This window comes from Streptomyces colwelliae (assembly GCF_048158785.1).
In the GTDB taxonomy this organism is placed as follows: Bacteria; Actinomycetota; Actinomycetes; order Streptomycetales; family Streptomycetaceae; genus Streptomyces.
This window is the reverse complement of sequence record NZ_JBLTJC010000010.1, coordinates 53,214-66,988: the sequence shown is the minus strand read 5'-3', so window position 1 is coordinate 66,988 and position 13,775 is coordinate 53,214. Positions and strand designations below refer to the sequence as shown.

The 13,775-nt window shown below is 68.8% G+C and carries 12 protein-coding genes and 1 pseudogene; 6 read left to right on the top strand and 7 right to left on the bottom strand.

The features are described from left to right. The first annotated feature begins 144 nt into the window (after nt 1–144). From ACNFOC_RS03970 to ACNFOC_RS03950, 5 genes are all read left to right on the top strand, one after another. The gene (locus tag ACNFOC_RS03970) at nt 145–2,235 is read left to right on the top strand and encodes a LuxR C-terminal-related transcriptional regulator (protein WP_416956595.1); all 2,091 of its coding nucleotides are present in this window, start codon (nt 145–147) and stop codon (nt 2,233–2,235) included. 365 nt (nt 2,236–2,600) lie between these two features. Further along, nucleotides 2,601–4,427, top strand: a complete 1,827-nt coding sequence (locus ACNFOC_RS03965) for a LamG domain-containing protein (protein WP_416956593.1) — start codon at nt 2,601–2,603, stop codon at nt 4,425–4,427. Nucleotides 4,428–4,467: 40 nt separating this feature from the next. After that, complete coding sequence (locus ACNFOC_RS03960) at nt 4,468–5,748, top strand: RICIN domain-containing protein (RefSeq protein ID WP_416956591.1); 1,281 nt, start codon at nt 4,468–4,470, stop codon at nt 5,746–5,748. A gap of 279 nt (nt 5,749–6,027) precedes the next feature. After that, nucleotides 6,028–6,360, top strand: a complete 333-nt coding sequence (locus ACNFOC_RS03955) for a hypothetical protein (protein ID WP_416956590.1) — start codon at nt 6,028–6,030, stop codon at nt 6,358–6,360. 139 nt (nt 6,361–6,499) lie between these two features. After that, nucleotides 6,500–6,835: a helix-turn-helix domain-containing protein gene (locus tag ACNFOC_RS03950; protein ID WP_416956603.1), complete on the top strand. Its 336-nt coding sequence runs from the start codon at nt 6,500–6,502 to the stop codon at nt 6,833–6,835. On the opposite strand, the gene ACNFOC_RS03945 is transcribed toward ACNFOC_RS03950, so the two are convergent. The 6 genes and pseudogenes from ACNFOC_RS03945 to ACNFOC_RS03920 form a co-directional block, all read right to left on the bottom strand. Further along, nucleotides 6,790–7,664, bottom strand: a protein-coding gene (locus ACNFOC_RS03945) for an IS5 family transposase (protein WP_416956588.1) whose coding sequence is annotated in 2 segments (ribosomal slippage) — nt 6,790–7,326 and nt 7,329–7,664 — 873 coding nt in all. Because the reading frame shifts where the segments join, the coding sequence is not laid out codon by codon here. The two genes, ACNFOC_RS03950 and ACNFOC_RS03945, sit on opposite strands and share 46 nt — an antisense overlap. 44 nt (nt 7,665–7,708) lie before the next feature. Further along, nucleotides 7,709–8,626 carry a LysR family transcriptional regulator gene (locus ACNFOC_RS03940; protein ID WP_416956586.1) on the bottom strand — a complete coding sequence of 306 codons (918 nt, stop codon included), beginning with the start codon at nt 8,624–8,626 and terminating at the stop codon, nt 7,709–7,711. A gap of 24 nt (nt 8,627–8,650) precedes the next feature. Next, the gene (locus ACNFOC_RS03935) at nt 8,651–9,397 is read right to left on the bottom strand and encodes an SDR family NAD(P)-dependent oxidoreductase (RefSeq protein ID WP_416956584.1); all 747 of its coding nucleotides are present in this window, start codon (nt 9,395–9,397) and stop codon (nt 8,651–8,653) included. Between the two features lie 130 nt (nt 9,398–9,527). Then, nucleotides 9,528–10,184, bottom strand: a complete 657-nt coding sequence (locus ACNFOC_RS03930; protein ID WP_416956601.1) for a CoA transferase — start codon at nt 10,182–10,184, stop codon at nt 9,528–9,530. A 41-nt stretch (nt 10,185–10,225) separates the two neighbouring features. After that, nucleotides 10,226–10,655 (bottom strand): annotated as a pseudogene (locus ACNFOC_RS03925) (CoA transferase); the annotation flags it as partial. 260 nt (nt 10,656–10,915) lie between these two features. Further along, entirely contained in the window at nt 10,916–11,833 is a 918-nt protein-coding gene (locus ACNFOC_RS03920) for a helix-turn-helix transcriptional regulator (protein WP_416956582.1), read from the bottom strand. A 285-nt stretch (nt 11,834–12,118) separates the two neighbouring features. Here ACNFOC_RS03920 and ACNFOC_RS03915 point away from each other — a divergent pair, with 285 nt between their 5' ends. After that, nucleotides 12,119–12,973 carry an oxidoreductase gene (locus tag ACNFOC_RS03915; RefSeq protein WP_416956580.1) on the top strand — a complete coding sequence of 285 codons (855 nt, stop codon included), beginning with the start codon at nt 12,119–12,121 and terminating at the stop codon, nt 12,971–12,973. A 114-nt stretch (nt 12,974–13,087) separates the two neighbouring features. Here ACNFOC_RS03915 and ACNFOC_RS03910 read toward each other — a convergent pair whose 3' ends face one another. Beyond that, nucleotides 13,088–13,627 (bottom strand): hypothetical protein, encoded by a 540-nt coding sequence (locus tag ACNFOC_RS03910; protein ID WP_416956578.1) that lies wholly within the window; start codon nt 13,625–13,627, stop codon nt 13,088–13,090. Nucleotides 13,628–13,775 lie beyond the last annotated feature (148 nt).

Sequence of the window (13,775 nt, the reverse complement as noted above, 5' to 3'; positions counted from 1 at the left end):
ACGGCTCAAGCCGCCGCTCGAAGTCCCGCACATACTCGACCGCCCGCACCGACCGCATCTCCACGGCCTGCGACACGGCCTTCTCCGTACGCGCTGGCAGTGGCCGCGATGTGCGGTAAGGCCTTCGCGGACGGGTGTTGGCTGGTGGATCTGGCGCCGGTGCGGGATCCGTCGGCGGTCGCGGGCGCGGCGGCGACCGCGCTGGGGGTGCCGGACCTGGGCGCCAGGCCTGTCCTGAACGACCTCGCGAGGCATCTGGCCGGGCGTCGGGTACTGATCGTGCTGGACAATTGCGAGTATCTGGTCGACGCCTGCGCCGAACTGGCCGACAGGCTGCTGTCGGCCTCCGCCGAACTACGGATCCTGGCGACGAGCCGCAAGACTCTGGGCATAGCGGGCGAGCACGTCGTCACCGTACCGCCGCTGTCCGTGGCGGACGAGGCGGTCGAGCTGCTACGGGACCGGGCCACCGCCGTCCGGCCGGACTTCCGGATCACCGACGCGAACTGGGCCGGGATCCGCCGGCTCTGCGCCGACCTGGAGGGGTTGCCGCTGGCGATCGAGCTGGCCGCGTCCAGGTTGCGCACCCTCACCGTCGACCAGGCGGTGGACCGGCTGGAGGAGGACCGGTTCAAGCTGCTTACGGGCAGGAACCAGGCCGCCCATCCGCAGCAGCGCACCCTACGCGCGCTGATCGACTGGAGCTACGACCTGTGCTGTCCCTCCGAGCGGCTGCTGTGGAACCGGCTGTCGGTCTTTGCCTCCGGTTTCGGCCTGGACGCCGCCGAGGGCGTCTGCTCGGGCGAGGGCATCGCCCGGGACGAGGTGCTCGACCTGCTGGACCGGCTGGTCGCCCAGTCCGTCGTCCTGGCCACCGAGCACGAGGGCCTGCCGCGCTACCGGCTGCTGGAGACCATCCGCCAGTACGGCAGACAACGGCTCGCCGCGTCAGGCGAGGAGCAGCGACTGCTGCTGCGACACCGCGACTTCTTCCTTGCCCTGGCCGAACGGATCGCCGACGGCTGGTACGGCCCCGGCCAGGAGGCGGCCCTGGTCCGGCTCCGCACCGAACACGGCAATATGCGGGCCGCGCTGGACTGCGGCGGTGACCCGCAGGCCACCCTCGCACTGGCGGCCGCGCTGCGCTTCCACTGGTGCGCCGACGCGCTCCTCGGCGAGGGGCGCCGACAGCTCGAACGGGCGCTCGCGGCCGCGCCCGAGCCCACCCCGGCCCGGGCCAGGGCACTGTGGGTCGCCGCCTGGGTAGCGCTGCTGCAGGGCGACCACCCGGCGGCCGAGCGGTGGCTGGACGAGGCGGAGGTGCTCGGCGAGCAGTCGAACGACTTGGTGGTGCGTGCGACCGTCCTGTCTTTCCGCGGCACGCTGGCCTTGAACAAGGGGCGACGGAAGGAGGCCGAGTCGCTGTTCGAGGACGCGCTCGCCACCCCGACGACGCTGGGCGAGGGGCCCGAGGCGGTTTTCCTGCTGTTCCAATTGGTCGCCGCCCAAACACATCCGAAGGACCAGCGCGCGGCAGAGACCGGCCGGCGCGCGATCGCGATCTCCCAGGCGCACGGTGAGCGGTGGGCCCGCGCGCACGCGCTGTGGGCACTGAGCCTGGACGCCTGGCTGCACGACGATCTGGAGGCGGCCATGGCCCTGGTCCGGGGCGCCCTGGAGATCGAGAGAGGCTTCGGCGACTACGTCGCGACGGCGCTGATGCTCGAACTGCTCGCCTGGATCACCGCCTCCCACGGCGACCACGAGCGGGCGGCACGGCTGCTGGGCGCGGTGCGCCCCCTGTGGCAGGACATCGGCACTACCATCCTGACCTTCGGCCCGCTCCTGGGTGTGCTGCACAGCCGCTGTGAGGAGGCGGTCGTACGGGCCCTGGGTCCGGAGGCATACGAGAAGGCGCTCACGGAGAGCGGTCGCCGCCACGACAGCCCTGCCCGGGTCATCGCCTATGCCCTGGGCGGCGACAACGGCGACACGGGCCAGAGCGGTGCCGAAACGGCCACCCCGGCCGACGCCATGACCCCGCTGACGCCCCGGGAGCGGGAAGTGGCCGCGCTGGTGGCTCAGGGCATGAACAACCGGGTGATCGCCGCGATGCTCGTGTTGTCGCCACGCACCGTCGAGGGACATGTCGAGAACATCCGGGCCAAGCTCGGCTTCGGTGGCCGTGCCCAGATCGCGGCCTGGTGGGCGGCGAACCAGGCGCGCACTCCATAGGGCGAACAGGGACGGATGATGACGAACGGGGCATTCATCCCGTAACCCGTTCGGCGACCGGCGGACCAGGCACACGGGATCCGCCACAGCAATCGCATGGGAACCACATCAGAACCCCGTAGATATACGTATGGCCCGGGGCCGGACCCCGGGCCTTTCATGTGTCGAGACGCCATACCGAGGCGGACGACGCCGGTCGAGTGTCCTCCCTCTCGGTACGGCGCAATCCCTCACGGGCGGGCTGCAGCCCGGCTCCCGGACCCCGGCGACCGCACGCACGCCCGGTTCGCGCTCGGCAGCGGCCATGGCATCGGATGCCCTCATCCCGCTGCCGCATGCCGCCCACCGCTTTGAAAAGGACAACGATGCGAAGAACGAACGCGGCCGGGACAGCCCTCGCGTCCCCTCATGTCATGGCCTCGCCGAGCCGGCTCCCGGCTGCCGCTCGGGCCGCCTTCCGAAGGGCGGGCGGCCCGAGCGCCTCCGTGCGTCGACGGACGTCCGCCGCACTCCTGGCCGTTCTGTCCCTCGTGCTGGCCGCCGGGGGCACGCTGACGACCGCCGCCCCCGCGCAGGCCGAGATCACCGACGGGCTGCTCCTGCGGTACAAGCTGGACGAGACGTCCGGCACGGTCGCGCACGACGCCTCCGGCCACGGGAGCGACGGCACGGTCAACGGCACCGCCGACTGGGGCGACGCGGACGGGTTGGGCTTCAACGGCTCCAACACGTACATCAAGGTGCCCAACAACATCATGGCCGGGCTCGGTGCGATCACCATCTCGTTCGACGTGTGGATCGATCCCACCATGGGCAAGCCGTACTTCCTTTACGGATTCGGCAACACCAGCGGCGCCAGCGGCAACGGCTACCTGTTCGGCACCGGGAACCAGTTCCGAACCGGCATCACATTGACCGACTACCACGCCGAGCAGCAGACCCGGCCGTCGACTTCGTACGAGCTGTACCGCGGCATGTGGAAGCACGTGACGTACACGCAGACGGGGAACACCGGCGTCCTCTACGAGAACGGCGTGGAGAAGGCCCGCAACACGTCGGTGACGATCACCCCGGGCGCGATCGGCGGCGGGACGACCACCGCGGACTACATCGGACGGTCGCTGTATTCCTCCGACCTGTACTTCAAGGGCCGGATGCGGGACTTCCGCATGTACAACCGGGCCCTGTCCGCCTCCGAGGTACAGGCGGTGGCCACCGGCGCCGAAGGGCAGTGGGAGCAACTCCAGGCGCTCGCCTCCTACAACGGCGCGATCGCGGCGTTCGACGACCCCGACGTCGGACCGGTCGTCATCTTCCCGTCGGACTACACCGGCGACATCGACGACCTGCAGACACCGCCGGACTGGACCGATGAGTTCGGGCAGACTCCCAGCGACTGGCCCCACCCCACCCCCGGGCTCAGCCAGCAGTTCACGGTCGACCAGATCAACGCCCTCCAGGACGCGGTCACCGCACAGATACAACCGGACGGCGACACCACCTACCAGCTGAACGTCCACTACGACGGGATGCACGACTGGGTGGTGGCGGACACCGACGCCCCCGCGTCGGTGACCGATCCGCTGGCCGCCCAGTACGCGGGCAAACTCGAGATCAAGGCGTACACCCTCGACAATCCGCCGCCGGCCAAGTGCACCCCGGACCAGATCGCCGTAGGCGAGGTGGTGACCACCGCCGCAGCGCCCGCGTCCGGTTTCAGCGACGCCACGACGAAACTGCAGTGGCAGCAGATCCAGGCGCTCGCCGACTACAACTGCGCGCTCGCCGCATTCGACGACCCCGGCGTCGGACCGGTGATCATCTTCCCCTCCGACTACACCGGTGACATCGACGACCTGCGGAAGCCACCCGGCTGGACCTCCGAGTACGGAGAGATCCCGGCCGACTGGCCCGCCCCCACCACCGCGAAGAGCCCCCAGTTCACGCTCGCCCAGATCACCGATATCCAGAACGCCGTCGTCCGGCAGGTGTCGGCCGACGGCGACACCACCGCCTACAGCGTGGCCGTGCACTACGACGGTACGAGCGACCGGGTGGTGGTGGACACCGACGCCCCGGCATCGGTCACCGATCCCTTGACGGCCGCATACCCGGACAGGGTCGTGATCAACACCGTCACGGAACCCACTCCGGCCGCCACCACCGACAGCTCAGCCGTGATCGGTGGCTGACCCTCGTGCACGCGTCACGCACTCCTCGAAAGGACACAGCATGAGGATTCCCCTCCCCTGGGTATCCCGCGAAAGACCGCACCGGCGCCGTGGCGGCGGTCTCCCGCGGACCAAGTTCCTTGCGCCCCTGCTCGCCGTGGCCGTGCTGGCCGGCGTGCTCATCTCCCTCGGAACACCGCAACGCGCCGCCGCCGCAGTGGAGGACTACCGGCCCGCGACCTACAACATGCAGGGCGGCGGCGGCAAGTGGTCGACCGATATCCCCCAGCTGACCAGCGCCGGCTACAACGTGATCTCCTTGCAGGAGGCCGGCCCCAACCCACCCGGACAACTGATCTGGACATCCCGCTACCTGTCGGAAACCACGCATTGGAGTGGGTGGCGCGTACAGGAGTACCTGTGGCGGCCGCCCGGCCAGTCCCAGAACTGGCACATCTACTTCGTGCGCACCGACTTCGGCGCCAACAGGGTGAACCTCGCCATTCTGACCAGCTTCGACGCCCCTCAGGTACACGTCGCACGGCCCGCGTTCTACGGCAACAACGGCCTTCCGACATCCCGGCCGGCCCTCGGTATCACCCTGGGCAGCACGCTCTTCTTCTCCGTACACGCCCTGGCGAGCGGGGGCAACGACGGCGCACAGCTGCTGGCGAACATGAGCGCGGTAGCGGGAACCCGCATCTGGGCCGCCATGGGCGACTGGAACCGCGACCCGAGCAATCTCGCCATCAGACGAGGTTGGCACAGGTACACCGCCGGAACCTCCACCCAGCAGAGCGGTGGGGAACTGGACTACATGGTGTCCAACGAGCGGATCGCCGGCTACGGCGGCGTCCTGCGCGGCATGACGTCCGACCACTACGCCGTCGGGTTCCGCCGCCTGGCCGCGAACGCGGGCGTCCAACTGTTCAACGCCCACGACGACGACCGCTACCTGAGTATCTCGTCATCCACCAACGGTACCCACGTGGTGACGGGAGGACTCAAGGACTGGAGCAGTTGGAAGTTCGTGTCCGCCGGCAATGGTCTCTACAGCATCGTCAACCGAACCACCGGAAAGTGCTGGAGCGACAACTCCGGAAGGATCATCCAGTGGTCCTGTAACGGCGCCTCCGATCAGCTCTTCGACCTGAACTACTGGAACGACACCGGCCAACTCTCGATCAGACCCAAGAACCGCACCACATGCGTTGGGGACGATTCCCAGTTCGGATATGGAACCGCCATCCTCACCACCGACAGCTGTAGCGGAGGCGAGACCCGGATCAACTTCAGATTCGACTACGACCCCGGCCCGAACGCACCCCTCGTCGTGTTCTGACCGGTAGGGGATCCGCTTTCCGACGGCAGCATGCTGCACCCGCGCTCAGAACGGCGGTTGGCAGCATGCTGCCGTACGAGGGTGTGACCTGCTCGCCGTACGGGTGTCTCCTGGTCCTCGCGGGGATATCGATCTTGTCTATGCCCACCATCGGCGATCTCTTGTTCCCCAAGGGCATGTTCAGGAGCGAGAGTTGGGTACGCAAGCCTCCCCCCACGCACTGAGGACACGAGTCCTGCTGTCGCGGGACCTTCGTGTCATCACAAGGAGCCTACAGACATGAATTTGAGTAAGCGCCGGTCCACCAGCACATCGAATACGCGGCGCAGCCCGAGGATGCGGACAGCGGGTACCGCATTCGCCCTCACCGCTGTCGCCGTCGTAGGCGGTATCGCTGTGGCCACCCCGGCCAGCGCCGCCGTCCTCGGGCAGGTGCCCGCCACGGCATACGGATTCCCCAATAACATCGAGGCGGCGACCAAAGACCTGGCCTTGGCCGTGTGCAAGGCCAATTACCCGGGGACCAAATCCGTCCAATACCTTGACGGCAGCATCCTCACCGACAGCTCAGGCAATGTGTATGCCCTGGCGCACTACAACTGCATTGGCTGATCCGACGCGCACTTGGGTCGGCGGAACGAATCCGCCGACCGACGGCTACAAGCGGTGCGACAACAGGGGTCTTCGCCTGTAGTCGTACCCGAGGTTGTCATGCTGTCAGGGGTTCCCGTTGGCCGTGGTGCCGGAGGCAATGGCGTCCCGGTCGACGAGGACCTCGATCGTTCGGAGATTGCGGGAGAAGAACCCGGCATCGCTTTCCGCCCTGGTCTTCAACTGCCTTACGAGCACCGCGATATGGCTGCGGTTCGTGCTCTCCGAACAGCGTGCGGTACTGGACGCGGCGCGGACACTGTTCTCCGGGCGTGGCTACGAGAACACCTGCATCAACGACATCGTCCGGACGTCGGGCGTGAGCGTCGACAGCATCTACGCCGCCACTGCCGGAGTCGACCGGGCTAGGGCCTGTTGTGAAAGTGCTGGTCACAGCCACTCGTTGATGGCTGCGACCAGCACTGTCGCTTCGTAGCGGACGGCGAGTTTGTCGTACCGAGTGGCCACGGCCCGGTGGCGCTTGAGCCGGTTGATCCCGCACTCGACCGCATGCCGTTGCTTGTAGTCGTCCTTGTCGAACTTCGGCGGCCGCCCGCCACGCGATCCACGCTTGAGTCGGTTGCGGACTCGGTCCACCGGAACCGGAATGGTGGCCTTGATGCCGCGTCTGCGCAGGTAGGAGCGATTGCCTCGGGAGTCGTACGCCTTGTCGGCCCGGACCCGATCCGGGCGCTTGCGCGGCCTGCCGAGCCCCAGCCTCGGAACCCGGATGGCTTCCAGGACCGCTTCGAACTGCGGGGAGTCGCCCCGCTGCCCGGCCGTGATCACGACGGACAAGGGCTTCTGCCCCTGCTCGACTGCAAGGTGGATTTTGCTGGTCAGCCCACCGCGGGAGCGTCCGAGGCCGTGGTCGGCCGGCTCGACGAAGATCCCGCCGGGCGGTTCCTTCTGGAGATCCCCTTTTTCACCGCTCCCGCGGCGTGCTGATGAGCCCGGCAGACAGTGGAGTCGACGTTGACCTCCCAGGTGATCAGGCCCTTCGCGTCCGCCTCGGCCTGGAGCTGGGTGAGGATCCTTGCCCAGGTGCCGTCCCGCTGCCAGCGCCGGAACAGGTCATAGACCCGGTCCCACGGCCCATAACGTTCGGGCACGTCCCGCCAGGGAGCACCGGTCCGGGTCCGCCACCGTATGCCGTCTATCAGCTGCCGCCGCGTCCACACCTGCGGCCGCCCCGGCTTGATGCCCGTCGGCAGCAGAGGCTCAAGCCGGGCCCACTGGCCGTTCGTCAGATCCCCACGTCCCACAGGACGTGATCATCAACGAACAAGATCCACTTTCGCAACAGACCCTAGGCGCTCCGCGCCATGTCGGCGGTGACGAGTCGGCCGGCCTCGGCCGCGGTCCGCCGGAACCAGATGTGGGCGGGGTCGCGGGCGTGCGCGGGGTGCCACCACAGGGACTCGACCGACGTCGCCGTGCGGGAGGGCCAGTCCACGACAGCCGTTCCGCTGTCGGCGGGAAACAGGCTGGCGGCGCGTTCGGGAACCACGCCCACCCGGTCGGTGCCCGCGATGAGGTACGGCATCGCGAGGAAGGTCTCGATGGTCATCTCGACCCGTGGTTGGGTGCCGTGCGCGAACGATTGACGCATCGCCGCAAAGCCCGTCGCCAGGAAGGGATACGGCACCACCCAGGGGCGGGCGGCGAGTTCCTCGGGGGCAGGCGGCGTCGGCGTGACGGTGTCGACGGAGACGACACACACCCAGCGGTCTTCGTACAGGTCGATGGCCGGGACGTTCGTCAGCGCTCCCTGCGGCAGCAGCATCCCGTCGACGACCCGCAGATGTTCCTGGGCGTTCATGACGAGGTGCGAGGTGGCGTGCTGGAACCGCAGCCGCACCTCCGGTGCCGCTTCGCGCACCAGAGCGGCGAGGGTGCGTCCGAAGGTCGCCAGCTGGATGTCGGACACCACCACGCTGAACTCCCGCCGGGCGCGGGCAGGATCGAAGGCCGACCGGGCCTGGAAGACCCGGTCGGCCGAGCCGAGCGCCTGGACGGCGTGCTCAGCCAGGCTCTCTCCCAGCGGGGTCAGCTCGTAGGCGTTCCCCATCCGGGTGAGCAGTTCGTCGCCGAAGTGCCGTCGCAGCCGGGCCAGCGCCGCGCTCACGGTCGGCTGACTCAGACCGAGCCGCCGCGCCGCCCGGCTCACGCTCCGCTCCTGCAGCAGCGCCTCCAACGGCACCAGCAGGTTCAGGTCCAGTCCCATGACGCCAGGCCTCCACCGAGCTTCTCAGCGGCGTGTGCTGCCGCCGTCCGCGACGACGATCTGCCCTGTGATGAACGCGGCGTCCTCGGAAGCGAGGAACGCCACGACGCCCGAGACGTCGTCCGGCATCTGCACCCGCTTGAGGTTCTGCGCCTGCACAGCCTGCTCGAAGAAGGCCTCGCTGGTGTTCTCCAGGGCCGCGGCGGTCCGGACCAGACCCGCCGCGACGCCGTTGACGGTGATGTCGTGCACGGCGAGGTTGGCGGCCAGGACGGAGGTGAGGCCGTTCAGCGCGCCCTTGGCTGAGACGTAGGAGACGAAGGGCGGCGGCGCGGTCCAGTAGCTCGACGAGGTGATGTTGATGATCCTTCCCGCCCCGGACTTCTTCAGGTCCGGCAGGAACGCCCTGGAGGCCAGGAAGGCACCGTCCACGTTGACCGCGAAGGTGCGACGCCAGTCGTCGTACGTCACATGGTCGAGGTCGGCCAGCAGCACCACGGCCGCGTTGTTCACCAGGATGTCGAGGGAGCCCAACTCGCTGCGGACCTTCGCGGCAAACCCGTTGATCGCCTCCTCGTCCGAGACGTCGACCTTGTCACTGAAGAACCGACGGCCGACCCGAACGACCAACTCCCGCGTCTCGTCCGCCGGGTTGACATCCGCGACCGCGATGTCCACTCCCTCCGCCGCGAGCCTCCGGGCGATCTCCTGCCCGATACCGGTACTGCCTCCGGTCACAACGGCGGTCCTGCCCGCCAGTCGTCCAGCCATGGCTCATGTCTCCTCGGTCGGCGTTCGCACACAGCCAGAGCGGGCACTGCCCCGTGGAGCGCCCGGTGCAGCAAGGCCGTCGCCCTTGATCTTTGTGCGTCGGGGCTGCGGACGAGTACGTCTTGTCCGTTCAATGAACACCCACCCACGACGCTCGTGAGAGAGCCGCGACGACCGTCTCACCGGTAGGGGGCAGGTAGGTGATGTCGACCGGGGAACCGTCGATGACGACGCCGGAACGAATGAGGGTCTCTGTCTCCTCGGCGGTCGCGCCGCTGTCCGCCAGCAGTTCGACGGAGCGTTCGCCGAGGCCGGGCGCCATGAAGTACGTGTCCACGATGGTGCGGGCGAAGTCCGCCAGACGGTCGTTGGTAACGAAGCGGCGCCCGTCCGTGGCAGTGAACGTGCCGAGGAGGTGTCGGGCGTGCAGCCCGGCGTCAGTCGCCACTTCCGACGCGCGCCGCGCCGGCACGGCAGCAACGCCCGCGGCGGTGAGCTTCGCAACCGCGCTCTCGCGGGTGCATGACGCGAGCACCCGGGATATCTCCGTCATCGGGTCCGATCGCAGTGCGGTGTCGTCCAGGTCGATTCCGGCCGCCCGCCATTTCTCGGCTTCCAGGACCGCTGTCCGCAGGCGTACATAACCGTCGCTCACGGGACAGAAGCGGTCCGTGGGCGCCGGCCCGGCGTAGTCCCGCCCTCCCCACCGGCCCGCCGGGCGATCCGCGTACTCGACGAGGTCCGCCGACTGAAGGAACACGGACGTCGTCGCGAGCGAGGTCGACAGGTGCTGTACCTCGGAGGGACCGAGAGCGGGACGGGCTCGTCGTCGCCGCCCTGGGCGAGCATCATCCCGGCCGCCGCCTGGATGACGACGTCATAGCCGGGCTTGTGGGCCAATGGTCCCCGCTCGCCGCCGTACGCCGTCACCGAAACCGTGGCGATGTCCTTCGTGTCCTTGGCGAGGTCTTCATGGCTCGTGCCGAGTCGCCGTGTGACACCGAGTCGAAAGTTGTCGACGACCACATCGCAGGAGGTGAGAAGCCAATAGACCGCGGTTGCGGCTGCAGCCCTGCATGCGCCACGGATCGCCGACCAGCGGTTCGACCTTGATGACGTCGACACCCAGCTCGGCCAGCAGACGACCGACGTAGGGTGCGGCGACATAGGAGCCTGAGACTGCGGCCCATAGCCGGCCAGCGCTCCGAGTCGCTCCGCGCCCCGCAGGGCACGCATTAGCCCGGTGTGCCCCGGACACCCCGGCTCACCGGGTCGGCCGGGGCACAGTGCATGTCAGCCTGGCCGCCGAGCCGGTCTCGGTGGAGGGGGCGGTCACCGAACTGGTCCTCGAGCACGGCGCAGTGCAGGTGATGTGAGCGCTGGACGGGGCCCGATCGGTGATCGGGGTCGAACCGGTGACCGTTCCTTGCTGGCCTGATGTCGGCCCCCTATGCGCCCATCAGGGCCGACGACGCACCTCGAAGCCCAGGCCGGCCCGGGCGCGACGCCGCAGCGGGCCTACGCCTGGCGGGGCTCTTGTTCGCCCGGCTCTCCCCGTTGCGGCTGGGCAGTGCCCTGTCCGGCAGTGATGGGGTGGGTGGTGGACTGGGCGTACCAGCTGGCCAGGATACGTAGTCTTCCAAGGTCGTCGTCGGTTTTGCCCGCGTAGACGAAGAGGATCTGGTCGGGGTCGCCGGGCAGGGAGAGGGCTTCGTAGGTGATGTCGAGGCGGCCGACGACGGGATGGTTGAACCGTTTGCTGCCCCAGGTGCGTTCGACCACGGTCCGCTCGGCCCACCACGTGCGGAACTCGGGGGATGCGGAGCGCAGTTCGGCGACGAATTCGGCGATCTGCGGGTCGTCCGGGTTACGGCCGGCCTCCGCACGCAGCACGCCGACGACCTCGGAGGTGATCTGCGCCCAGTCGAGGTACAGAGAGCGGGCGGCGGGGTCGAGGAGCAGCCAGCGCAGCAGGTTGCGCTCGCCGGGCGGGCGGTGGTTGAACGGGGTGAACAGGGCGTCGAGAAGGTCATTGGAGGCCAGAACCTCGTTGCGGCGGCCGAGGACGAAGGCGGGCTGGTCATGCAGCCCGTTCAGCATGCGCAGCAGAGCGGGCCGCACCTGCTGGGGCGGCGCCGGTTCAACGCTGCGGTGGAGCTGGGGGCGCAGCAGGTCACGCAGGTACTGGGTCTCGGCCTGCGTCAGTCGCAGGGCCTCGGCGATGGACAGGATGACGCCTTCGGAGGCGCTGGTGAGGCGTCCCTGTTCCAGGCGTGTGTAGTAGTCCACGCTGACCCCGGCGAGCTGCGCGACCTCTTCGCGGCGCAGGCCGGGTACCCGTCGGCCCGGGTAGTTCGCCAGGCCGACTTCGGAGGGGCGGACCGCGTCGCGCCGGGCGCGCAGAAACTTCTTGATCTCCTCGGCATTGTTCGCCATGTCCGCCAGTGTTCCCCGGGTCGTCGCGGGGATCCACGGGCGTGAGGGGGAAGGTTTTTCCCCGGCAGCAATGGCCCCCGTTCACAGCTTGGTCCGCCGCCTCGCGGCGTGCATCAATGGTTGGGCGGCCATCGCAGCGACCTTGAGAGGTTCGCGGCCCGCCTGCCGTGTGCGTGACACAGGCCGGGGCGGGCGTCGCTTTCCCCCGTACATAGCGCCCCCTTCACTGTCACCCCTGGTGATCGCCGTGGGAGAGGTGCGCCCGTTCTGAGGAAGATCCGCATCGTGACTGTTCAGCAGAAGGTCTGGTTCATCACCGGATGCTCGACCGGCTTCGGCCACGCTCTGGCCCAGGAAGTCCTTGCCGCCGGCCACAAGGCGGTCGTCACCGCCCGCGACGTCGCCCAGGTCCAGGATCTCGTCGAGGGCAATGGCCAGGCGCTCGCTCTGCCCCTCGACGTCACCGACGGCGCTCAGGTCAGGGAGACCGTCGAGGCTGCGGAGAAACACTTCGGCGGCATCGATGTGCTGGTCAACAACGCCGGCATCGGCTACTTCGCCGCCGTGGAGGAGAGCGCCGACGACGAGATCCGCCGGATCTTCGACATCAACGTCTTCGGCCTGTCCGACGTCATCCGCGCCGTCCTGCCCGGTATGCGCGATCGCCGCTCGGGAACGGTCGTGAACTTCTCCTCCATCGGAGGACTCCGCGCCTTTCCGGCTGTCGGCTACTACGCCGCCACCAAGTTCGCCGTCGAGGGCCTGACCGACGCCCTGCGCCAGGAGGTCGCCCCGCTGGGCATCACCACGCTGCTCGTGGAGCCCGGCCCCTTCCGCACCGACTGGGCCGGCCGTTCCGCCAACGAGACCCTGCCCGAGCGGGAGATCGCCGACTACGCCGACACGGTCGGCGCGCAGCGCGCGGCGTTCCGCGCGGACACCGGCAAGGAGCCCGGCGACCCCCACGCCGCCGCCCGGGCGATCATTACCGCCCTCGCCGCCGACACCCACCCCCAGCGCCTGCTGCTGGGCGCTCCGGCGTACGGCATGGCGATCGAGCAGCTGGAGTCCATGCTCGCCGAGATCCGCGCGAACGAGGCGCTGACGAAGTCGGCCGACTTCCACGCCTCCGCCGCCTGACCTCGAAGTCGGGCGGGCCGGCCGGTGACAACGCCGTACAGCCTGTCGCCGGCCGCGGCCTCACCCACGGCCCAGGGAACGCTGGTACCGCACACGGTTCTTCGACGACCTGACCTACCAGCCCGACGCGATCACGGACGCCGATGTGGACTTCTGCGCGCGCACCGTTCGACCAGTGCGCACGGCAAGGAGGAAGCCACCATGGCAGACAGCCACGAACCCGGCTTCCCAGGCCGCGTCAGCGCCATCACCGCGCCTCCTCCACATCGACGCGACCACCGCCCGCGTCGTCCCAGCCGCCCACAACGCCGATGTCACCCACCCAGACGACGTCGAGGGTCTATGGGTTTCACCGCCAGTGAGTACGGCCCTGCCGGCCACCTGGTCAGCAACGCAGGCCCGATGCTGTTTCTCCAAGTGGTCCGACCGTGCCGTCGACGACTGGGACAAGATGATCGACACCAACCCCCACGGCTTCCCGCACGCCGGCAGCGCCGTCCTGCCCGGAATGATCGCCCGCCGGTCGGGCCACATCGTCAACCTCAGCGCGGTGCCGGCATCCGCGTTGGGGACGTCGGCGGCGTCCACAGCGCCACCAGGTTCTTCATCCGCGACATCACTGACAGCCTCCGCCAAGAAGTCGGCATCGTCCACGGCATCCGGGTCTCCATGATTATCCCCGGTGTCAACGACACCGGCTGGGCCTACGAGGTCTGCAACGCCGAGGGCAAGCAGATCGCCCAGGACCGCAGCGGGTGCCATCCGCCCGGACCGCGTGGCCGACGCCGTCCTACGCCCTCAG